The sequence below is a fragment of the Priestia sp. D51 genome (assembly GCF_053345675.1).
In genome coordinates, this window is the sequence record NZ_JBLTIR010000001.1 from 1,198,550 (window position 1) to 1,220,166 (window position 21,617).

General features: G+C 37.1%; 25 protein-coding genes and 1 pseudogene. 15 read left to right on the forward strand and 11 right to left on the reverse strand.

Annotated elements, in window-relative coordinates; genetic code table 11:
* Window positions 1–20: 20 nt before the first annotated feature.
* From ACNHOZ_RS06315 to ACNHOZ_RS06370, 12 genes are all read left to right on the forward strand, one after another.
* Window positions 21–755, forward strand: coding sequence for a GntR family transcriptional regulator (locus ACNHOZ_RS06315; RefSeq protein WP_048019360.1), 735 nt, complete (start codon window positions 21–23; stop codon window positions 753–755).
* Between the two features lie 30 nt (window positions 756–785).
* Window positions 786–2,219 (forward strand): aldehyde dehydrogenase family protein, encoded by a 1,434-nt coding sequence (locus ACNHOZ_RS06320; RefSeq protein WP_048019361.1) that lies wholly within the window; start codon window positions 786–788, stop codon window positions 2,217–2,219.
* Window positions 2,220–2,310: 91 nt separating this feature from the next.
* Window positions 2,311–3,213, forward strand: coding sequence for an AEC family transporter (locus tag ACNHOZ_RS06325; protein ID WP_048019362.1), 903 nt, complete (start codon window positions 2,311–2,313; stop codon window positions 3,211–3,213).
* A 530-nt stretch (window positions 3,214–3,743) separates the two neighbouring features.
* On the forward strand, window positions 3,744–4,064 hold the full coding sequence (locus tag ACNHOZ_RS06330) for a PadR family transcriptional regulator (protein WP_028414817.1): 321 nt from the start codon (window positions 3,744–3,746) through the stop codon (window positions 4,062–4,064).
* A 70-nt stretch (window positions 4,065–4,134) separates the two neighbouring features.
* Window positions 4,135–4,488 (forward strand): DUF1048 domain-containing protein, encoded by a 354-nt coding sequence (locus tag ACNHOZ_RS06335; RefSeq protein WP_048019363.1) that lies wholly within the window; start codon window positions 4,135–4,137, stop codon window positions 4,486–4,488.
* Window positions 4,489–4,677: 189 nt separating this feature from the next.
* Window positions 4,678–5,439: an ABC transporter ATP-binding protein gene (locus ACNHOZ_RS06340; protein WP_048019364.1), complete on the forward strand. Its 762-nt coding sequence runs from the start codon at window positions 4,678–4,680 to the stop codon at window positions 5,437–5,439.
* Window positions 5,440–6,189, forward strand: a complete 750-nt coding sequence (locus ACNHOZ_RS06345) for an ABC transporter permease (protein WP_048019365.1) — start codon at window positions 5,440–5,442, stop codon at window positions 6,187–6,189. It abuts the gene before it with no gap.
* A gap of 499 nt (window positions 6,190–6,688) precedes the next feature.
* Complete coding sequence (locus ACNHOZ_RS06350) at window positions 6,689–7,447, forward strand: IclR family transcriptional regulator (protein ID WP_048019366.1); 759 nt, start codon at window positions 6,689–6,691, stop codon at window positions 7,445–7,447.
* Window positions 7,448–7,464: 17 nt separating this feature from the next.
* Window positions 7,465–8,418 (forward strand): sugar kinase, encoded by a 954-nt coding sequence (locus ACNHOZ_RS06355; protein ID WP_048019367.1) that lies wholly within the window; start codon window positions 7,465–7,467, stop codon window positions 8,416–8,418.
* A gap of 17 nt (window positions 8,419–8,435) precedes the next feature.
* Window positions 8,436–9,098 carry a bifunctional 4-hydroxy-2-oxoglutarate aldolase/2-dehydro-3-deoxy-phosphogluconate aldolase gene (locus ACNHOZ_RS06360; protein WP_048019368.1) on the forward strand — a complete coding sequence of 221 codons (663 nt, stop codon included), beginning with the start codon at window positions 8,436–8,438 and terminating at the stop codon, window positions 9,096–9,098.
* Complete coding sequence (gene dgoD / locus ACNHOZ_RS06365; RefSeq protein WP_013058319.1) at window positions 9,085–10,233, forward strand: galactonate dehydratase; 1,149 nt, start codon at window positions 9,085–9,087, stop codon at window positions 10,231–10,233. Before ACNHOZ_RS06360 ends, dgoD begins: the two co-directional genes overlap by 14 nt.
* Before the next feature lie 93 nt (window positions 10,234–10,326).
* Window positions 10,327–11,646, forward strand: a complete 1,320-nt coding sequence (locus ACNHOZ_RS06370) for an MFS transporter (protein WP_048019369.1) — start codon at window positions 10,327–10,329, stop codon at window positions 11,644–11,646.
* Between the two features lie 649 nt (window positions 11,647–12,295).
* Here ACNHOZ_RS06370 and ACNHOZ_RS06375 read toward each other — a convergent pair.
* The 7 genes and pseudogenes from ACNHOZ_RS06375 to ACNHOZ_RS06405 all read right to left on the reverse strand — a co-directional run bounded on the left by ACNHOZ_RS06375 (window position 12,296) and on the right by ACNHOZ_RS06405 (window position 16,384).
* Window positions 12,296–13,330: a DUF3231 family protein gene (locus ACNHOZ_RS06375; protein WP_048019370.1), complete on the reverse strand. Its 1,035-nt coding sequence runs from the start codon at window positions 13,328–13,330 to the stop codon at window positions 12,296–12,298.
* Window positions 13,331–13,482: 152 nt separating this feature from the next.
* Window positions 13,483–13,782, reverse strand: coding sequence for a spore coat protein (locus tag ACNHOZ_RS06380; protein ID WP_048019371.1), 300 nt, complete (start codon window positions 13,780–13,782; stop codon window positions 13,483–13,485).
* An 18-nt stretch (window positions 13,783–13,800) separates the two neighbouring features.
* Window positions 13,801–13,995, reverse strand: a complete 195-nt coding sequence (locus tag ACNHOZ_RS06385) for a hypothetical protein (RefSeq protein ID WP_048019372.1) — start codon at window positions 13,993–13,995, stop codon at window positions 13,801–13,803.
* Between the two features lie 17 nt (window positions 13,996–14,012).
* Complete coding sequence (locus ACNHOZ_RS06390; protein ID WP_048019373.1) at window positions 14,013–15,149, reverse strand: zinc-dependent alcohol dehydrogenase; 1,137 nt, start codon at window positions 15,147–15,149, stop codon at window positions 14,013–14,015.
* 18 nt (window positions 15,150–15,167) lie between these two features.
* Window positions 15,168–15,536, reverse strand: coding sequence for a spore coat protein (locus ACNHOZ_RS06395; protein WP_016766279.1), 369 nt, complete (start codon window positions 15,534–15,536; stop codon window positions 15,168–15,170).
* 16 nt (window positions 15,537–15,552) lie between these two features.
* Complete coding sequence (locus tag ACNHOZ_RS06400; RefSeq protein WP_048019374.1) at window positions 15,553–15,798, reverse strand: hypothetical protein; 246 nt, start codon at window positions 15,796–15,798, stop codon at window positions 15,553–15,555.
* 331 nt (window positions 15,799–16,129) lie between these two features.
* Window positions 16,130–16,384: pseudogene (locus tag ACNHOZ_RS06405) on the reverse strand (HU family DNA-binding protein).
* Between the two features lie 238 nt (window positions 16,385–16,622).
* Here ACNHOZ_RS06405 and ACNHOZ_RS06410 point away from each other — a divergent pair.
* A complete protein-coding gene (locus ACNHOZ_RS06410) occupies window positions 16,623–17,723 on the forward strand; it encodes an L-dopachrome tautomerase-related protein (protein ID WP_048019375.1) in 1,101 nt (366 codons plus the stop codon).
* 604 nt (window positions 17,724–18,327) lie between these two features.
* Here ACNHOZ_RS06410 and ACNHOZ_RS06415 read toward each other — a convergent pair.
* The 3 genes from ACNHOZ_RS06415 to ACNHOZ_RS06425 form a co-directional block, all read right to left on the reverse strand.
* Window positions 18,328–18,567, reverse strand: coding sequence for a hypothetical protein (locus tag ACNHOZ_RS06415; protein WP_053074038.1), 240 nt, complete (start codon window positions 18,565–18,567; stop codon window positions 18,328–18,330).
* Window positions 18,560–18,790 carry an HTH domain-containing protein gene (locus tag ACNHOZ_RS06420; protein ID WP_048019376.1) on the reverse strand — a complete coding sequence of 77 codons (231 nt, stop codon included), beginning with the start codon at window positions 18,788–18,790 and terminating at the stop codon, window positions 18,560–18,562. The genes ACNHOZ_RS06415 and ACNHOZ_RS06420 overlap by 8 nt, the downstream gene beginning before the upstream one ends.
* Before the next feature lie 234 nt (window positions 18,791–19,024).
* Window positions 19,025–19,564, reverse strand: coding sequence for a nucleotide disphospho-sugar-binding domain-containing protein (locus ACNHOZ_RS06425; protein ID WP_053074039.1), 540 nt, complete (start codon window positions 19,562–19,564; stop codon window positions 19,025–19,027).
* Between ACNHOZ_RS06425 and ACNHOZ_RS06430 the strand changes: the two genes are divergently transcribed.
* Window positions 19,550–20,590, forward strand: a complete 1,041-nt coding sequence (locus ACNHOZ_RS06430) for a zinc-binding dehydrogenase (protein WP_048019377.1) — start codon at window positions 19,550–19,552, stop codon at window positions 20,588–20,590. The genes ACNHOZ_RS06425 and ACNHOZ_RS06430 overlap by 15 nt on opposite strands.
* Window positions 20,591–20,641: 51 nt before the next feature.
* Here ACNHOZ_RS06430 and ACNHOZ_RS06435 read toward each other — a convergent pair whose 3' ends face one another.
* Window positions 20,642–20,809, reverse strand: coding sequence for a gamma-type small acid-soluble spore protein (locus ACNHOZ_RS06435; protein ID WP_053074040.1), 168 nt, complete (start codon window positions 20,807–20,809; stop codon window positions 20,642–20,644).
* 259 nt (window positions 20,810–21,068) lie between these two features.
* Between ACNHOZ_RS06435 and ACNHOZ_RS06440 the strand changes: the two genes are divergently transcribed.
* Complete coding sequence (locus tag ACNHOZ_RS06440) at window positions 21,069–21,560, forward strand: hypothetical protein (protein WP_447697064.1); 492 nt, start codon at window positions 21,069–21,071, stop codon at window positions 21,558–21,560.
* Window positions 21,561–21,617: the final 57 nt, after the last annotated feature.

The window sequence follows — 21,617 nt, forward strand, 5'->3', positions numbered from 1 at the left end:
CCTAAAAGGAGTTTGAGAATATGAAAGATACAATCGGTTCTAATAAAAATATTGCGCTTTATCTTCAAGTAAAAGATGTCTTAATTAAACGTATACAAGAGAAAGTTTGGAAGCCCAATACGTTAATTCCAACAGAACAGGAATTAATGCAAGAGTTTGATGTAAGCCGTACTACCTTAAGACAAGCTATTTCTATGCTAGTACAGGACGGGCTGCTGGAAAAAAAACAAGGCAGAGGAACAATTGTAAAACCTCAGCCTCTTATCGGCGGCAGCTTAGGCAAGCTTAAAGGACTAGCAGAAGAAGTAGCGGAAAAAGGATTAACACCAAATTCAAAACTCATTCGTACTGATTTTAAAAAAGATTTATATCATGAAACTTCCATGCTGGAATTGGACGCTGGAGAAGAGGTTTTAGTTATTGAACGAATTCGTTTTGCCGATGAAGTACCTATTGCGATTGAACGTTCTTGTTGGCCTACGCATATTGGGAAAATACTAGTTGAACAAGATTTAAATCGTGCAAAATTTTATGAAGTGCTAGAAGAGAATGAAATCTTTTTAAAACGAGCTAAAGAGAAGATATCTGCGATTAATGCAACGATTTATGAAGCCGATCTGTTAGGCATACGAGGCGGAGAAGCTTTACTTGAAATGACACGAGTAAGTTACGGTTTTGATGATAAGCCACTCGAATTTACGGTAACAAAATATCGCAGTGATAAATATCATTACAATATTGAGCTTACAAGATAAAACGCTAATACAATTGGGGATGTGGAGATAATGACAAGTTTAACTCAAGTCAAACAATATGGTTTATATGTAAACGGGGAATGGGAAACAACAGCAGAAAAAATGGAAGTCTTAAATAAATATACGCAGCAGCCTGCAGCTGAAATCTCAGTAGCTACAAAAGACGATGTAAATAAAGCTGTGGCCAGCGCGAAAGAGGCGTTAAAAAACACTTTTTCACCGTACGAACGCTACGAGGTATTAATGAAGGCAGCTGAGTTATTACTAAGCCGTCAAGAAGAATTTGCTGAAATTTTGGCTGTTGAAGTTGGAAAGTCTATTCGTGAATCTCGCGGAGAAGTTGAGCGCGCGGCTACAACTTTACAAATTTCAGCGGAAGAGGCAAAGCGTATTCATGGAGAAGGTGTGCCTGTTGAATCAGCTCAAGGCTCAGAAAATCGCATGGCTTTTACAGTAAAAGTCCCGGTTGGAGTTGTTGCAGCTATCACACCGTTTAATGTACCTATCAATCTAGTTTGTCATAAACTTGGACCGGCAATCGCAGCTGGGAATAGCGTAGTATTAAAGCCTGCTGAAGTCACTCCAATTTGTGCGCTCAAGCTAGCTGAGTTAATGGAAGAAGCAGGCTTGCCAAAAGGGCGCCTTCAAGTATTGACTGGAGATGGGGCAGAAATTGGTGAATGGTTATTAGAAAACCAAGATGTTAATATGTTTACGTTCACAGGAAGCCCAAGAGTAGGAGAACTTATCCGATGTAAGGCGGGTTTACGTAAAGTTTCACTTGAACTAGGAAATAATTCGGCTACTGTCGTACATAAAGACGCTGATTTAGAAAAAGCTGCATCTTTAATTTCTCAAAAAAGCTTTAATAACGCAGGACAAGTTTGCATTTCCGTTCAACGAATTTATGTTCATACGAATATTTATACTGCTTTTGTTAATAAGCTAAAAGAAAAAACAGAAAAGCTAGTAGTCGGTAATCCAATGGATGAGCAAACGGATATTGGACCTATGATTCGTCTTAAAGAAGCAGAGCGAGTGGAAGAATGGGTAAAAGAAGCGGTGGAAGAAGGGGCAAAAATTGAACTAGGAGGAAAGCGTGACGGTGCTTTTTATCTTCCTACAATTTTGACTAATGTAAATGATGAGATGAAAGTTTGTCGTCAAGAAGTATTCGGGCCAGTAGTAGCTATTGCTCAATATGACGAGATTGATGAAGTGATTTCAAAAGTAAATGATTCTGACTATGGGTTGCAGGCAGGCCTTTTTACGAATGACTTACAGTTTGCTATGAAGGCAGCTCGTGAAATCGAAGTAGGCGGATTAATTGTAAATGATGCTTCAGCGTATCGTGTTGATCATATGCCATATGGCGGTGTGAAAAAGAGCGGTAACGGAAAAGAAGGGCCAAAATATGCAATTGAAGAAATGACGGAAGAACGTATCATTGTTCTAAATTTATAATTTATTAGTTTAAATGAAAGACCTAGATTTTTAATTTTCTAGGTCTTTCATTTGGGAAATAACAAAGAAAAAATGACGAAGGTGAACAAATATGGAGTTCCTAACAATCCTCCTTCCTATTTTCGGGATTTTTGCACTTGGATTTATTGGACAAAAGAAAATAGGATTTGATACCAAAACGATTTCAACAATGGCACTTTATTTGATGTCTCCAGTTCTAGTGTTCAAAACATTTTACACAACCAAATTTACGATTGATTACTTATATCTTACGTTATACACATTTGCCCTTTGCTTTGCATTAATTGCTGTCGTCTATATTATTGCTTATTTCCAGCAATATTCTACTTCAGAAACCTGTGGAATGATATTAGCGTCCTCATTTATGAATAATGGAAACTACGGTACACCTGTTGTTTTATTACTTTTCGGCGTGACAGGCTTAGACTCTGCCATCATTCTAATGGTCATACAGCAATTGGTCATGTGTACAGTGGGAGTTTACTATGCAGCTAAAGGAAGTCCACAGGGAAATGGTATAAAATCAGCCATTGACGCAGTTCGAAGGATACCAATTGTGTATGGGGGACTTTTAGGAGCTATATTTCAGTTTCTTCATATTCCATTAAGCAACTCTGTAAAAGAAGCGGTTGATTTAGTAGCGGGTGCAGCTATTCCCACCATCATGATTGTACTTGGAATGCAGCTAGCTAAAATATCAATTAGAAATTTAGCCAAAGCAAAAGTTTCATGGTCATTAGCTATCAAGCTTGTAATCTCACCATTTATCGCTTATATACTAACGCTTCTGCTACCTGTGGATGAGATGGTGAAACAAATAATGATTATTATGGCTGCTATGCCCACAGCTGCTAATACAACTATGTACGCGCTGCAATTTAATACAGAGCCGGAGTTTGTATCAAGCGCAACGTTAATTAGTACCTCTCTAAGCCTTGCTACATTGCCTATCATTTTTCTAATTGTTTTGTAAAATAACACAGAAAAACGTTTCAATATAGGTTGAAAAAAATAATTTTATTATATGACTTTAAAAGGAGTAGTCAACGTGAATTCTCCTCATAACGCTGTTTTAAAAAGATATTTAAAATTCATTTTCTATTTTAGTTTTGTGTTCTTCTTATACTTCTACTTCACATACAGTTTTCAACACTATCTGACTAAATATTTATTTCTTAATTGTTTACTGACGGGGACATCTTTCTTAATTCGAAATTTAAGAGGTTATACGGAAAAACTGTAAAGGTATCTGTAACGGAAAAAACTTATGAAAAGAACCTATGGATTCTTTTCATAAGTTTTTTTGGTTCTTAGTATTATCCCTGAATATATCTACATTTGAAAATATTTTAAAAAATAGTTGAAATGCCCGGTACTAAGTATTACAATCTACATATACTAAGTATTACTTAATAGCTTAATTTTAAAAGTTATTAAGTGAAAATTGGCTTGGTACTAAGTAATACAGAATATAAGTCAGACAATATAGAGGAGGTTCTGAAGATCGAAAATTTAACTGAAATGCTGAAGGGTTCGCTGGAAGGCTGTGTGTTAGAAATTATCAGCCGCCATGAAACCTATGGCTATGAGATTACACGCCGTCTGAACGAGCTTGGATTTATCGAGGTCGTGGAAGGAACGGTCTACACTATTCTCGTACGATTAGAAAAGAAAAAACTTGTGAATATAGAAAAAAAACCATCAGATATGGGCCCACCCCGCAAATTTTATTCGCTTAATGAGGCGGGCTACAAGGAGCTTGAGTTGTTTTGGAAAAGGTGGGATTTTGTATCATCAAAAATCAACGTCTTGAAGTCAAACTAGCTTCATAGGATAGACCGTCGGATAGTTTTAAAGCATCTTATGAAGCTTTATAAAAAGGAGGAAAAATGACATGTTGGAAATATTCAAAAAAATGATTGGTGATAAAAAAGAGTATAAAATGATGATGGCACGGGTTGAAGCCTTGCCAGAGGACTATGAGTTTGTATTTAAAAAAATTCAAAACTACATGTGGAATTTCTCATCGGGCAACGGAATGGATATGCTACACATGCAGTATGAATTAATTGATTTATTCGAAGCAGGTGCTGCAGAAGGTAGACAGGTGCTCGAAATTACTGGAGACGATGTGGCTTCCTTTGCTGACGAATTAGTGGCAAATGCTAAAACTTATATGGTTAAGTATCGTGAAGATTTGAACCAGAGTATTAAGGAACGATTAGGAAAAAATAAATTTAATCAATAACATCGACTGAATAGCTAGTTGCTTTCGCTATTCAGTCATTTTTTAAACTCAGTACTAAGTGATACAGAATATAAGTCAGACTAAATAGTGAGATATCAAAAACTTAGCTCTACGAGATGCTCAGCTTAGTTACAGCATGACAGTTCTAGCAAGAAAGCTTGTGGAGCTTTTTAAAAGGAGGAAAAACGTATGAGAAATACAGCGATTTTTGTAAAAGAGTTAAAAAAGGCCTTTAAAGACAAAGAAGTTTTAAAAGGGGTGAATGTTGAGGTGCAGCGCGGTGAAATTTTTGCACTGCTGGGCTCAAATGGAGCAGGCAAGACGACGACAGTTAACATTCTTTCAACGCTGATGAAGGCTGATAGCGGCGAAGTAAGTATTTGCGGATTTGACGTCCAACGTCAACCGGCTGACGTCCGCCAGAACATCAGCCTAACGGGGCAGTTCGCAGCGTTAGACGGCATGCTTACTGGGAAGGAAAACCTGATAATGATTGCCAAATTGCGAGGGGTATCTAACCCTAATGAAGTAGCTGACAATCTTCTTGCAAGATTCAGCTTGACCGATGCAGCCAATCGCCGGGCGGATCAATATTCCGGTGGAATGAAGCGCCGACTTGATATAGCTATGAGTCTGATTGGGGCGCCAGCCGTTATTTTTCTCGACGAACCGACGACCGGACTTGATCCGGAAGCCCGGATTGAAGTCTGGAACACCATCAAAGAGCTTGCTGGCGGTGGTACGACCATCTTGCTCACGACTCAGTACCTGGAGGAAGCTGAACAACTGGCAGACCGTATAGCCATCCTACATGGCGGGAAAATCATCAAAACCGGTACCCTTACCGAACTCAAAGAGATGTTTCCCCCAGTAAAAGTGGAATACATTGAAAAACAGCCAACATTGGAGGAAATCTTCCTCGCAATCATCGGCAAAAAGGAGGAAATGTAAATGAAAAACAATACAGGTGTATTACTAGGACGGTTGATGCGCACTATTATGCGCAGCCCGGATACGATTATTACGGTGGCCATTACGCCAATTATGATGATGCTACTGTTTGTCTACGTATTTGGTGGCGCTATAAATACAGGAACAGCCAATTACGTCAATTATTTATTACCGGGAATCCTGCTGATGGCTATCGCATCCGGCGTCGCTTACACTTCCGTGCGGCTATTTAATGATGTAAAAAGTGGACTGATGGCCCGTTTCATCACCATGCCTATTAAACGCTCTTCGGTATTATGGGCTCACGTGTTGACATCTTTTGTTTCCAATGCGCTTACTATCGTGATAGTTATCTTCGTCGCGCTTTTGATGGGTTTCCGTTCCAGTGCTGATATCCTAGATTGGTTCGCGGTAGCCGGGCTACTCGGGCTGTTTACGCTAGCCCTGACATGGTTGGCCATTATTCCAGGACTGACAGCGAAATCTATGGAAGGAGCCACAGGCTACTCGTACCCACTGATTTTTCTACCTTTTATTAGTTCCGCCTTTGTTCCCACTGAAACGATGCCTAAAGCTGTTCGGGCATTCGCCGAGAACCAGCCCGTGACTTCAATCGTGAATACGATTCGTGCACTCTTGTATGAGGGATCTGTTGGCAACGATATCTGGAGTGCCCTTGCCTGGTGCCTAGGTATCATGGTCACTGCTTACTTCTTCGCTAGTAAAGAATTCAAACGCAAATTAGGGTGAATTTTATAAACTGAGCAAGCTACCAAACGTATATGGAATCATCGGAATTTTAATGTGAAGTATTGATAGCATAAAACAGGGATTACTTCTAGTTGTCGTAATGCCTCTTTCCGGAACTCATGCAAAAAACAAACCCTTGGTACTCAAGGGCTTGTTCGCCTTTTGAGTTTATCGTTTATACAGCTAACTGAACAAAATCAAAAATTAAATAAAGGAGAAAGACCCATAGATAAGCTAAAAATACATTAAAAAAATCGATAATAAAAAATCTCTATTTTTCATAACTAACTTCCATTACAATTTTTTCTAGTTTCTATGATTTCATCATAGAAGCTTTTTTATATTGGTATTTATTAATCATTTTTCAGTTTCTGTCATAAGTATTTTTGTTTAATTTATAAAAATATTTTGAATTAATGACCTGTCTATGATAATATTTAAATCAGTAAATCATATATAAAATTCAAAATCACATATGTGATTTAGAGGGGATTTCTTCATGTCAGTAAAATCAGCAGAACGTGTATTAAGGGTATTTGAATTGATTGCTCAACATCCCGAGGGGTTAACAGTAAAAGAAGTTAGCGATTTACTTTCGCTTCCGCAAAGCAGTACGTTTAATCTTGTGGGAACACTTCATAATGAAGGGTATTTGAATCAGGACTCATTAAAGAAGTACAAGCTAGGGCCAAAGCTAATTCAAATTGGAACAGCGGCTATGGAATCATTGGATATTTCTTCTGAGGGAAAACCGTATTTAAAGAAGCTGATGGAGGATGTTCAAGAAACTGTGTTTATGGCCTTGCTGTCAGATGGAGAGTTGGTCTATGTTGTTAAGATTGATAATAATCGCTCTATTAGAACAACAGCTCAGCCTGGTAACCGAAAGCCGCTCTATTGTACCGGATTAGGAAAAACCTTTTTAGCTTTTCTTCCTAAAGATCAGCGAGAACAGCTGCTTGAACATACGGAGCTGCTGCCTATTACGGATTATACGATTACAAATAAAAAAGTTCTTAATGACAATCTAGACTCTTTTATTCAAATGGGCTATGCAATTGATGATGAAGAAAATGAAGAAGGCTTATTTTGCCTTGCTGCACCTGTATTTGGAGCAAAGGGAAGCATTCAAGCTGCTATTAGCGTAGCTGGACCTAAGGAAAGAATGCTGAAGCATAAGGACTTTATAGTAGAAAGACTGCTTCAAACAGCGACTAATATATCTTTTATTGCTGGATATGAAGAGGCAAAGAGATAAGTGAAAAGAGGGGTAAAATGGATGTGATAAGCATGGGGGAAACAATGATTCTGTTTACCCCACACTCGAATGGAAAGATGCGATATGCTAAAGATTTTTCTTCGAAAATTGCAGGGGCAGAAAGCAATACGTTAATCGCCCTGTCAAAACTCGGTTATCAAACGGGATGGGTTAGCCGGTTAGGAAAAGATGAGCTAGGAGAGCGGATTCTTTCAAGTATTAAAGGAGAAGGAATAGATGTAAGACATGTGATATTTGATGATCATGCTCCTACGGGTCTTTTTTTAAAGCAAAAAACAAATGAAATGAACAGTAAAGTCTTTTATTACAGGAAAGAATCAGCAGCAAGCTTTATGAATCCGCATGATATGAATGAAGAGTACATCTCTTCTGCCAAATACTTATACGTGACAGGAATTACACCTGCGCTAAGCGATTCCTGCCACGAAGCTGTTTTTCAAGCGATGAAAGCAGCTAAAAAAAATGGTGTAAAAATAGTGTTTGATCCGAATTTACGCAAGACGCTTTGGGATGAAGAAACTGCGCGTCAAACACTCATTAAAATGGCTACATATGCAGATATTATTTTACCAGGAGTGAATGAAGGCCAGTTTTTATTTGAGAAGGATAATCCTGAAGACATTGCAGCAGCGTTTCATCAATTAGGTGCAGAGTTAGTCGTTATTAAGCTAGGTGAGGAAGGAGCTTATTATTCAACTAAAAATGAATCCGCTTACGTAGAAGGTTTTAAAGTTGCTAGAGTGATAGATCCAGTAGGAGCTGGTGATGGGTTCGCCGCTGGGATACTATCAGGATTAATAGATAAATCTTCTTTAAAAGAAACGGTTAGAAGAGGGTGTGCTATAGGAGCTATGGTTGTAACCGTAGAGGGTGATATTGAAGGCTTGCCTGATAAGAAAGAGCTTTACGAATTTATGAATGCGATTACAAAAGAAGACGTTATACGATAAAAGAAAGGGGCTTACCCATGACGGATAGTTTATCACATTTATTAGAGCATAAAATCGTTGCGATTATTAGAGGAGCCAAACCGAAGGACGTAGTGAAAATTGCCTCTGCGCTTAATGACGGCGGTGTAAAAAATATAGAAATTACTCTAAATTCGCCTGATGCACTTTCAGCCATTAAAGAGGTTTCTACAGAGCTCGGTGATCAAGTGCTAGTAGGAGCAGGTACAGTGCTTGATCCTGAAACAGCACGTTCAGCTATTTTAGCAGGAGCAAAGTTTATCCTTTCTCCAACTGTTAACACGGAAACGATTAAACTAACAAAAAGATACGGTGCGGTTAGTATCCCAGGGGCTTTTTCACCTACTGAAATTCTAACGGCATATGAAAATGGCGGAGATATTATAAAAGTCTTTCCTGCTAGGCTGGGTGCTAGCTATATTAAAGATATTCGAGGGCCGCTTCCCCATATTCCACTTCTTCCAACAGGAGGAGTGAGCTTAGACAATATTCAAGAATTTGAAGAAGCAGGTGCCGTAGGGTTTGGTATTGGAAGTTCTTTAGTTGACACAAAACGTGAAATTACTCATGCATATCTGCAGGAGCTAACACAAAAGGCTAAAGCATACGTAGCCGCAGTAAATCGTATAACGAAAGGGGAAAAAGTACATGAAAATTACTAATTATGAATTGTTTCAAGTGCCGCCACGCTGGTTATTTTTAAAAATAGAAACAGACGAAGGAATTGTTGGGTGGGGAGAACCTGTTATCGAAGGAAGAGCCTCTACCGTTAAAGCTGCAGTAGATGAGCTGATGGAGTATCTTATTGGCAAAGATCCATTAAATATTGAAGATCATTGGAACGTTATGTACCGAGGCGGCTTCTATCGAGGCGGACCTATTTTAATGAGCGCGATATCAGGAATTGATCAAGCATTGTGGGACATAAAAGGAAAATATTACGATGCTCCTGTACATCAACTGTTAGGCGGAAAAGCAAGAGAATCTATTAAAGTATATTCGTGGATTGGAGGAGACCGCCCTTCAGATGTAGGCGAAGCAGCAAGAGAAGTTGTTTCAAAAGGGTTTACAGCAGTAAAAATGAATGGGACAGAAGAGCTTCAATACGTAGATTCATATGAAAAGATTGATCAAGTAGTAGAACGTATCGCTGCTGTCAGAGAAGCAGTGGGGCCTTATGTAGGAATAGGTATTGATTTTCACGGACGAGTACATAAGCCAATGGCAAAAATTTTAGCTAAAGAACTAGAGGTCTATCGTCCAATGTTTATCGAGGAGCCGGTTTTGCCCGAAAACAATGAGGCGCTAAGAGAAATTGCCAATCACGTATCCATTCCTATTGCGACAGGAGAAAGAATGTTTTCAAAATGGGAGTTTAAAAAGCTCTTAACGGACGGATACGTTGATATTATTCAGCCTGATTTATCACATGCAGGAGGAATTACAGAGTGTAAGAAAATTATTTCGATGGCTGAAGCCTTTGATGTAGCGGCTGCACCTCATTGCCCGTTAGGACCTATTGCATTAGCAGCTTGTCTTCAAGTAGATGCAACGTGCCACAACGCATTTATTCAAGAACAAAGCTTAGGCATTCACTATAACCAAGGCAGTGATTTACTAGATTATATTGTTGATAATCACGTATTTAAATATGAAGAAGGATTCGTAAAGATTCCAGATGGACCTGGCTTAGGTATTGAGATTAATGAAGACCATGTTAGAAAAATGGCTGATATTGGTCATAATTGGCGTAATCCAGTATGGCGTCATAAAGACGGTTCTGTAGCGGAATGGTAAAGGGGAAACCATTTTAGTACGGGAGATCTGATTGACAAATGACCGTCAGTCAGATCTTCTTTTTAAACTAGTCATATACAGGGGGATAAGGGAATGAAGGGGTATAGCGAAAAGCCGACTCGCGTTAGATTTCGTGTTTTAGCATTTATTTTCGTAAGCGTTGTCATCAACTATATGGATCGAAGTAATATTTCTGTAGCCGCCACGGCCATGTCCAAGGATTTAAAGCTATCATCAGTAGAACTGGGCCTTATATTTTCAGCCTTTGGATGGGCTTATGCTGCTTTGCAAATACCAGGAGGGGTAATGGCTGACCGTTTTGGTGCTCGTGTTACGTATGCCGTTAGCTTAATCACCTGGTCTATTGTTACATTATTACAAGGATTTACCAAGGGATTTGTGAGTCTTTTTGGTCTGCGTCTAGCGACAGGAGCGTTCGAAGCACCGGCTTTTCCGACCAATAATAAAGTAGTTACCAGCTGGTTTCCAAATCAGGAAAGAGCATCAGCAATTGCTTTTTATACTTCAGGACAGTTTGCAGGGCTAGCATTTTTAACACCTACATTGGTGACCATTCAGCACTTTTTAGGGTGGAGAGGTCTGTTTATTACTACAGGGGTTATCGGTATAGCATGGGGCATTATATGGTACATCTTTTATCGTGATCCTTCTCAGCATAGCAAAGTAAATAAAGCAGAGTTACAGCATATCGAAGAAGGTGGAGGCTTAGTTAAAGCTGCGGATACGAAAGGAGAAAGAGCAAAGTTCGAATGGGGAAATCTTAAAGAAGCCTTTTCTCACAGAAAGCTATGGGGCATCTACTTAGGACAGTTTGCCGTCAACTCTACTTTATGGTTCTTCCTTACCTGGTTTCCAACGTACCTTGTGGAATACAGAGGGTTAGATTTCTTAAAATCAGGGTTCTTAGCATCAGCGCCGTTTTTAGCAGCGTTTGTAGGGGTACTATTATCTGGCTTTGTATCGGACGCCTTAGTGAAAAAAGGAGTATCACTAGGTATTGCAAGAAAAACACCTATTATCGTAGGACTGCTTTTATCAACTTCAATTATCGGAGCCAATTATGTAAATAGCACATCTCTCATTATCATGTTTATGGCTATTGCATTCTTTGGAAATGGTCTGGCTTCTATTACATGGGTCTTTGTCTCAACGCTAGCGCCTAAACACTTAGTCGGTTTAACAGGCGGAGTTTTTAACTTTATCGGAGGTTTAGCTTCTATCATCGTTCCGATTGTTATTGGTTTCTTAGCTAAAGGAGGAAACTTTGCTCCAGCGCTAGTATTCATAGCGGCATTGGCCCTTTTAGGAGCACTTTCGTACATCTTCCTTGTAGGAAAAGTGGAAAGAATTAAAGTGGTTAAAGATGAAAAATTGAATCGAGATATTGTGTAAGGCCGTTTGTAGTTTTATAGGAATCATACATCTGAAATTATTTGTGACGAGATGAAAAGTGAATTCTTAAAAATTCTATTAGAGAAAGAGCATAAATTTTGTTGGAGACCAACGGATTTATGCTCTTTTTTTCACCTATAAAAGAGGATTTGAGGCCGTACAAGAATAAGATTATTAGGTTAGGGAGTTGTGAGGTTTATGAATAAAAAAAGCATTATAAAATATACAAAGTTTCTACCTTTTACTCACGGTAGTCAAAGAATAATAAGTAAAAAATGATTATTAGAGAGTTGAAGGTGCATGTATGAAAAAGGTTTTAACAACTTCTGCTGTATTATCGCTAGCATTAGCAGCTGGCAGTAGTAATCAAACCAAGTAAATAAGAGCAGAAACATAATATTTCCTGCTATAATTCTTAAGACTGCGTAGCTATTCCAACATTTGAGCAAACTATCCAAGACACCGCGAGGTATCTATCTAATATCCTAATCCGCGGGGCAAAAGAAACTATTAAGGATGAGATAGTTTCTTTTGTTTTTTTAATACATTATCAACTTAAATAGACCTTAGTTAGTTAACATAAAACGGCTTATCGGAAATTACATGCAAAACAACCTTCCATAAGGGGTTTTTGTTATTTTCACTAATACTATTTTGAAGCTAAATTTTCTCTATCTACAGCCTCTGGTGGAATTTCCATCCATCCATTTTCCATCATAATATTTGATGCATCCTTAACAAAATTTGCTATATTCATTAAAGATCTCCCATAAAGTAACGCTAAATCATGTCTGCCATTTACAGCTAGTGAATTCCCAAATGCTCTTATTTTCATGGAAAACATATCGACCTTATGAAACAGCATTAGTTTATCCGAAAAAGGTGCGAAAGTTGAAGTTGTGACTAAATGGTCAATAAATTCTGGAGCAGGTAAGTTCTCACGATGAAGTTTTTCTATGTAATGTTCAACTGCTTTATGGGTAAGGTCTTTTCCTTTTACAAATATGTCTCTAACTTTTTGGTTTTTGGCAACTTGACTAAAAGCCATGATTAAAGCTTTGCTTGTTACGTTATTTTCAATATTATCGTATAAATGAGCAATTTCTAACGCGTGTAGAGGACGAACATCTCCAACAAAACCACTCAAATAATCAGTACTGGCAATTTTCACTTTTTCTGGAGCTGGAATAATGGGTGGGGCAATAATAAGGCTTTTATCCATTAAAATGGTTTTAATTTCTTCCATTAATTCCATGGTCGAGTTCATACAGTAAGTTAAGAAATTACGTACATCTTCTCTATATATTAAAGGTATAGCGATACTATAAATGCTAAGTCCTGCTTTTCCTGCATACTTTAAATAATATACATAAAATTCATCTTCAAATAATCTTGGAGCACCTAGATTAACGTCTTCCTCTGTAAAGCCATGTGGAATAGGTATATTTTCTTTGATAAATATCTCTTTGACGCTACTTTGAAATTCTTCAGTTAGTCTTTTCGCATGTTCTACTAGCTTTTTTATGTCTTGATCTTCAACATGTTGTAGAAAATAATTTAAAATACAATTACACATGCTATTACCCATATAGGTTGCCCAGAGTTTTCCCATTTCTGGAGCCGTCAATTTTCTATCAGGATTTGATTTTTTTAAGCCTATCTTAATTGGTTTAATTGTTCCCATTTATAGTCTCCTTTTCTTAGGCTTGCCTTTTATATTGTTTTTATTCTTCATACCCTGTAAACATTACAAGTCCCTTCAGAACTTTTTTAAGATATATATGGATTGTCAGGAACAGTTTAAGTTGGTAATGTTAAACTGCTCCTATTTTATTTTTATAGAGTGGGTAAGTTCAACGCTGTATCGATATTATTTAAATCTAAACTAATTTGTTCATTTGTATCCCAAACATGGTACCATCCTTTTTCTACCATATATGCAGATATTTGTTCATGCATATCAAGAGCTTCCACTAAATGGTGAGTGAGCATTTCTTTAATTTCAGGTGTTCCTGCCTCCGTAACTGCCATGGCATAATTTCTAACTCCACTTTTAGCTGCAATTAATAAATCCATTGCAACCACTTGATCCGATAGGGCATTCATGCCAGTTAAATTTTCAATAATTGGATTCATGTGTATTCATCTCCTATTTTACTGCTTAGCGTTGGAAAGGATAGAAGCATATTCTTGTAATTGTCTCGTAGATACATCTATGTCTTGCTGCATAATATCTTTTAATTGCTGATCTGTAACTAATCCTCTCATCGTTTTGGACTTAGTCAAGCAATTGGTCTTAAATGCAGCCATTTCATGGACCTCAAGAACTTCATGTAAAGCGTAATTCATTTTTTCTACCTCCTTCCTCAAGGTTTTAACAAGACTTTTATACAATTATCCATTTTGGTGTCAAAAATCTCATAGCCACGCTTTGCTTCACTAAGTGGAAGTACATGACTCACGACATCTCCTGGATCAATTTTTCCGGTCGAAACTAATTCAAACATATATGGCATATAGTGAATCACAGGTGCTTGTCCAGAGCGAATATTTACGTTTCGGTTCATAATATCTCCCATTGGGAATCCATTATATTTGCCACCGTAAACGCCTGTAACTTGGATTGTCCCGCCTTTACGTACTGCTTGTGAAGCCATGATGAACGCACCAAATGCTCCGCCCTGCAGTTTCATTCCACTCGCAAGGAACTCCATATCAGTCATTTTACCGTCCATACCAACTGCATCAATGACAACATCAGCGCCACCCTTCGTCATTTCTTTCAAATGCATTCCTGCATTTTCAAAATGTGCGAAATTTACAATTTCAACTTTGTTGGTACGTTTGGCGTGTTGCAAACGATAATCTACATAATCTACGGCAATGACACGCTTTGCTCCTTTTAGCCAACAGAATTTTTGAGCAAAAAGACCAACCGGACCACAGCCAAGAACAATAACTGTGTCTCCACCCTTTACGCCTGCATTGTCAACACTCCAATAACCAGTAGTCATTGCATCGGCAATAACTGCTAACTTTTCATCTGGTTCTTCACAAGTCTCTGGAATTTTGAAATGAGTAAAGTTAGCAAACGGTACTCTTAAATATTCAGCTTGCCCACCTGGATAGCCACCCGTCGTACCAGAATATCCGAAATAGGCACCCATATCACCATTATCATTGGAATTATCACATTGGCTTTCTAAATGGTTTTTACAGTAAAGACATTCACCGCATGCTATATTAAAAGGAATAATGACACGATCTCCCTTTTTTACCTTCGTCACATCTGGACCAACTTCTTCGACGATTCCCATTGGTTCATGGCCAATCACATAGTTTTCTTGCAGGTTAGGAATCATGCCATGAATTAAATGTAAATCAGACCCACATATAGCCGTACTGGTTACTTTAATAATCATGTCATCTCGTTTTTCAATCTTTGGATCTGGAACTTCTTTGACTACAACATTTTTAATACCTTGATACGTTACTGCCTTCATGATAGATATCCTCCAGTGTTAGTGTTCATCAGGTGTTCGGTCAAACAGACCTTTTCTATTGGTCTCAACAGGAAATAAATTCATTTTGCCAATCATCAATGTATTGTTGGCAGAGAGTTGGTCTAGTTGATATTGTTCACTTAATTCGTATGGATGGAACCATTTCTTACTGATCATTAGTTCTGTAATTTCTTGGTGCATGGCAATCCCTTGCATTAACTGTTCTCGTAAGAGGGTTCTAACATCAGGTGATGCGGACTCCGTTAATGCGACTGCGATATTGCGAACACCTTCCTTAGCACGAAGAAGAAAGTCCATCGCAAATGTGGTATCTGCGAGCTCTGGTACGTGTAGCGAGTTTATAGGATCTAAATAGTCATGATTCACTGAATTTACCTCCTTTTCAATTGATTATTGGTGTTGGCCGGTTTTGAGGAACAGGGGCTTCAAAAGGTGCACGTTGATAAACTGCCTGTAATTCTTCCAGCGCTTGTATCGATTGTTCAACATCTTTTTTCATTAATGCTCTCAAATCATCATCAAATACAAGTCCTTGCATTAGTTTTGATTTCGCTAAGCAAAGGGTTTTAAAATTAATAACTTCATGTAGATCCAATGACTCATGATCGGCTAATTTTTGAATATCCATTTCTGATTACCCTCCTTTTTACGTAAATACAATGTTATTGTTCCGAATATAGGAGGAAACATTCTATAATGTTTTTTATGGATCAAGTATATTAAATAGTTGTAATGAATATAATTGGGAGAATTCATCCATTGATAGTAGCTGCGGCTGAACGCTTCAGTTGAATAGAAGTAAAACGTTGAGTGCATACTCATGAAATAATGTGAACATTAGCATGCTAAACCTATTGGATAATATTTAGGTGAGGGTATTTAGAGATTTTCCACCATAAAAAATAGCCTCCTTTAAAATAGAAGTCTAGCTCTAGAGGAGACTTGCCTATAAGGCATATTTATTTAACAGCTTCTTTCAATTCTTTTCCTAGTTTAAAATTAGGAACCTTTGAATCCGGAATTGTCCTTTCCTAACCTGTTTGGAGGTTACGACCTGCACGTTCACGTACTTCAAACGTGCCAAATCCAATCAACCGAATTTTTTTCTTTCGCAAGTGTGTTATTAAGCAAGGCTTCCACAGCTTTTTAGCATCTTGCTTTAATAGTTCTGCTTGTGTTGCAACTGTTGTATATACTAGTTCAGTTTTATTCATCTCCAAACACCTCATCCTCTTATTTTTACATAATATGTAGAATTGCTAACGTATTATAGCTTCTAAAAGCTTGTCATTTAATAAGATTAGATAAAAAGAAAAAGAGTTCCTATTTTTCTGGGAGCCTTCATACGGAGATTTATCTTTTCGTATAGAAAACCTTATTAAGAAACATGCATTAGAAAAAATATAGATCATATATATGAGATATCCCGTTTGAATGTTTGAGGAGGGTATTATGAAACCTATGTTACCTAGTGAAAAATATTTCGGTAATTTAGAACTAGTTTATGCATTTTATGGGGCTATGCCTACAGGTGTTACTGTTTCAGAAACCGGTCGTATTTTCATTTGCTTTCCGAAATGGGGAGACGATGTTAAATTTACAGTGGCGGAAATTGTTCAAGATAAATTGCAGTCTTATCCCAATTTACAAACCAATTTGGTTAACTCCGAAAATATCACAATGACTTTCATCAGTGTCCAAAGTGTAGTCGCTGATGGAAGGGGAACGCTTTGGATATTAGATACAGCAGCACCCAATTTTTCTGAACCTATTAAAGGGGGAGCGAAATTAGTCGCTGTTGATTTAGAAACCAATACAATAAGAAAAGTATATACCTTTACAGAAGATGTTGTTCTACCTACAACTTATCTGAATGATGTCCGTTTTGATTTTCGTGTTGGAAAAGCAGGTTATGCCTATATAACAGATTCTTCTTCAAAAGGACCAGGAGCTATTATTGTCGTAGATTTATCAAATGGAAACGCGTTTAGACGGTTAAATGGAGCAAAATCAACTTCACCCGATCCCTATTTTTTACCGAAGGTAGAAGGTGAAATTTTGATGAATAGAAACATAGATGGCTCAACTTCCCCATTTAGATTGGCTTCTGATGGAATAGCGATTTCTCCCGATGGCAAAGTTTTATTTTTTTGTCCACTAACCAGTCGTCATCTTTTCTCAATCCCAACAGAAGTTCTAAGGGACCGAACTATACCAGATAAAGATTTAATTTATCATGTGGAGTATTGGGGAGAAAAAGGTGCTTCTGATGGAATGATCACCGATGCAAAGGGAACTGTTTATGCTGGAGATTACGAAAACAACAGTATTCGTAAGATATTTCCAAATGGCACAATGGAAACTATCGCACATGATCCGAGAATTTTGTGGCCGGATACTTTTTCAATCGGTCCGGATCAATATTTGTATGTCATTGTGAACCAATTACATCGACAGCCTAGATTTCATTATGGAAAAGACTTACGAGAGAAACCTTATAGTTTACTTCGTATCAAAATTGATGAATTTCCTGCTCCAACCTTTTCATCATAAAAATAGTCAATTAATTGTTTTTATTATATAGTGTAAAACAAACACGAGTAAGCAAGAAGTATTAGCTTTATTTACTTCTGCCAAATAACATCAAAATGGTTTAATAGAAACAGTTTATTTGGTTAGTGTTAAACTGTTCCAGGAAATGTTTTATAATATCGGTAAATTCAATGCAGTATTAATATTATTTAAATCCAAACGCATCTGTTCGTTTGGATCTCAAGCAGGGTAATCCTTATACGCTTATTTAATAACATGAATGTCGCATACATATCTAGTTAACATAATACCTCTTTAGTTAATGAAGTTGCTCGACTGAAGAATGCAAAATCCTTAAAGAGAAATTCTTTATGAAACAATTTACTAAAGTAGAATAAGAAGTCTTTGCTCTTGCTATTGATAGTCATTCCATTTCAGAAATACAAAGCCTTCTTCATAAAGAAGAAAGCACCATTAAAAATTAAAGAAAAAGTATCTTAAAGAAATTGAATACGGAATCTATGACAGACGCTGTTCACCAATTTCAAAATCTACATCAAGAACCTTCACAGAAGATAATACGCATTTCATAACCATATAAGTGCCTTTAAGCCTGCTTTTCTTTTTAGTCTAATAATCCCTTTTCCTTAAACACTTTTCTCAGAGCTTCATTCACTAATTCTGATTTATAACTTTTTGGGACTCGATCAATAATACTTAAAACATCATCATCAAAATAAAAACCTCGATACACTCGTTTTGAACGGTCTTTTGGACTTTGCAACAGCAAATCAATTGCATCTACTGTACTAGCTTTTTCAAAGCGGTCATTACTACTTTCACTTTCATTTAAATAGCTAGCCACTAGCTGCTACTTCATTAGTGGCTAGCTTTTGTTTTGCTGGCATTTTATTGTTTTTAGAAATAAGCGTACTAAAATTAACATCCAAAGGTTCTGATTCTTCTCCAACGTAGCGATAAATACTTTCCTTACTGTCCCATTCATAGCCTAATTTCTTAATCTTTGATTGAATGGTACGAGTACTTACATCATACTGATCAGCTAATTCTTTAATGGGTAATAACAAATAATTTTTAGGGGAGACTATTTATGACGCTGTGAAGCTTCTGTTTGGAAATCCTCATTACTTGTTGAGTTAACAACATGCTTCGTTAAAAAGCTACTGACCCCTGTTCAGTAGCTTTTACTTTTTAATTAAAATAAAACGGCTTATAGGCAGTGATAAAAAAGAAGTCTTCCATGGAGACTTCTTTTCAATATTTATTAATTCTTTATTTCCAGACTGATTTAAATGTTAGAATTAAATAAGATCCTCTATTTTTGCATTCTTTTTAAATTCTAAAATGGCTTCCACTGCCTTTTTGTATCCTCCAGAATTCCTCAAGGATTTTCCAATTTCCAAGCTCTTTTCTTTAAATGAAGCGTTTGATAGCACTTGTTCTGTTTTGTTTCGTAATGTAGTAGCGTCTAATTCTTGACGATTAAGTTGTAGACTAGCTCCTAATTCTTCAATCCGATTAGCTACTATTAGCTGATCCCCCACAACAGGCATAACCACAGGAGGAACACCAAAATAAAGTCCTTCACTCGTACTATTCATTCCACCATGAGTAATAAAAACATCGGCTTGTTCTAGTATTTCTAACTGAGGTACATAATTACGTATAATGAAATTGGATGGAATATCTTTAAATTGGCTAATGTCCGTATGTTTTCCTACTGATAATATAACTGTAGCTTGTATTTCTTGGAATGCTTCTAAACTATAAGCAGCCGTATGAAATATATTAAAAACTATATTCGTAAAAAAGAAGGTAACTGTTCTATGAAAGCTGTACAAGTAACAGGGTATGGAGACGTAAGTAAATTAAGCCTAGTAGAAATTCCTATACCTGAACCGAAAGAAAATGAAGTTCTTATAAAAGTGAAGGCCTGTGCTATTAACAATACAGAAATTTGGATGAGAGAAGGTGCTTACGGTACTGACTCAAAATCTGGATGGCGACCGGAAGGAGTCCAGTTTTCATGTACACCAGGATCTGATATAACGGGAAAAGTAGTAAAAGCAGGAAAGTTAGTAGAGGAGTCTATAGTGGGAAAAGATGTTGTGTTATTCCCCTTTATATCTAGTGGAGAAGAAGGGTACGAACATATTTCTGATGATATGTCTTTTATAGGTTCAGAATACGATGGGGGTTATGCTGAATATGTGGTCTGGCCTGCTGAACTTTGCTTTGACATGCCCCTATCAAGCTATTCAGAAAGTGCTGTTTTTTCGGTAAGTGGGTTAACTGCTTGGCACATGGTCAAACAAATTCAAGCTCAACCAGGTGAGACAGTTATAGTAACTGGAGCAAATGGTGGTGTGGGATCATTAAATGTACAGATTGCCTTTAAAGTCTTTGGTGCTAAAGTTATTGCAATCACGGGGGACTTAGAGAATCAAGAAAGAATTAAGGAATTGGGAGCCACACACGTATTATCATATAAATCTGATACTCTTTCAGAAGACATTTTAGAACTGAACGGAAGTCCGGTCGATTCCGTTCTAGATGTTGTAGGAGATGCTTTGTTTTCCATATCTCTTCAAGTTTTAAAAAACGGAGGGAAATTTTGCATTTCAGGCTCTGCAGGTGGTCAGCATACAAACTTTGATTTTAGAACATTGTATCTAAAACATATTACAATGTATGGATCGGTGTTAGGAACGAGAGCAGAGTTTAAAGATATGCTTAAGGCCATTTCTGAGGGGGAAATTAAACCAGCTATCGATAAAATTTTCCCTTTAGACAAAGCAAAAGAAGCCCAAATTTATTTTAAAAATAAAGGGAAGTTAGGGAAGGTTTTATTACTTCCCCAAGAATAACTTTGTATCACAAAGGGTTCTTTCAACGAGCATGAAAGAACCCTTTTAACATTATTTTTGTTTTTTGTTTGCTTGAGCGTTTTGACGTTTAACGTGTTGTACGTCAGTCTCGCTAGCAAATTCCGTACCGTATTTACCAGAAGATGCTTGAGCATTCTTTTGCTTCACGTGTTGTACATCTGTTCCTGAAGCTGTCTTGTTAGAGTATTTGTTTTCCATTACTATCACCTCCACAAGAATTAATATATCCAAGTGGAGAGACAGTATCCTTAGAAGTACCTGGTAAGAAAAAAATGAAAATTTCAGGAAGTATTGTGCATACCACTATGAGGCAACATGTACAAGAAAACACCGTCAATAGGTTGTTCGAATTTTTACCGATTATATATTATAATCCTTAGGCAGCATGCTCTTAAGATAATTCGTTGTGTAATTTTAGAATAGATGTACACCTTAAAATAGAGAGGGGTATAAAATCATGAAAAAGAATAGACTATTTTTAATACTGTTAGTTATCACTTGTTGGTCCAGCTTTTCATTTATGAAAGGCAAAGATTTTAAACGTTTTCTTCCAGCGTCCATTGCTATTTGTATGGTAACTAAATACCTTAATTCTTATGCTAAAAGAAAGAATTTTTGGTCTTTTAAACGAAGTATACATCCAAAAATTCCTGGTGAAGATGTGTGGACATGGGGGCCCTTTTTTACTGTATCCATGTGGGTGCTTAAATCCACATACCGTAAATTGCCTCTGTATATAGCTGTAAACTTTATGATTCATACTACATTTACATTTGTAGTTGTACCTAAATTAAAAAAGGGCAGCATCTTTAAGCTTAAGAAAATTAATCCTTTTCAGTACGTAACCATTTTGACTGTTAGACAACTTCTGTTATATGGTTTTCAACATATAAGCGAGTTTATAATGTCGAAGAAACTAGAGGTAAAGCCGGATAATGGGGAGCATTAATAGGAGCATTCCTTTATTAGGTAAGTGATAAAAATATCTAAGCATCTTCATCAGTAC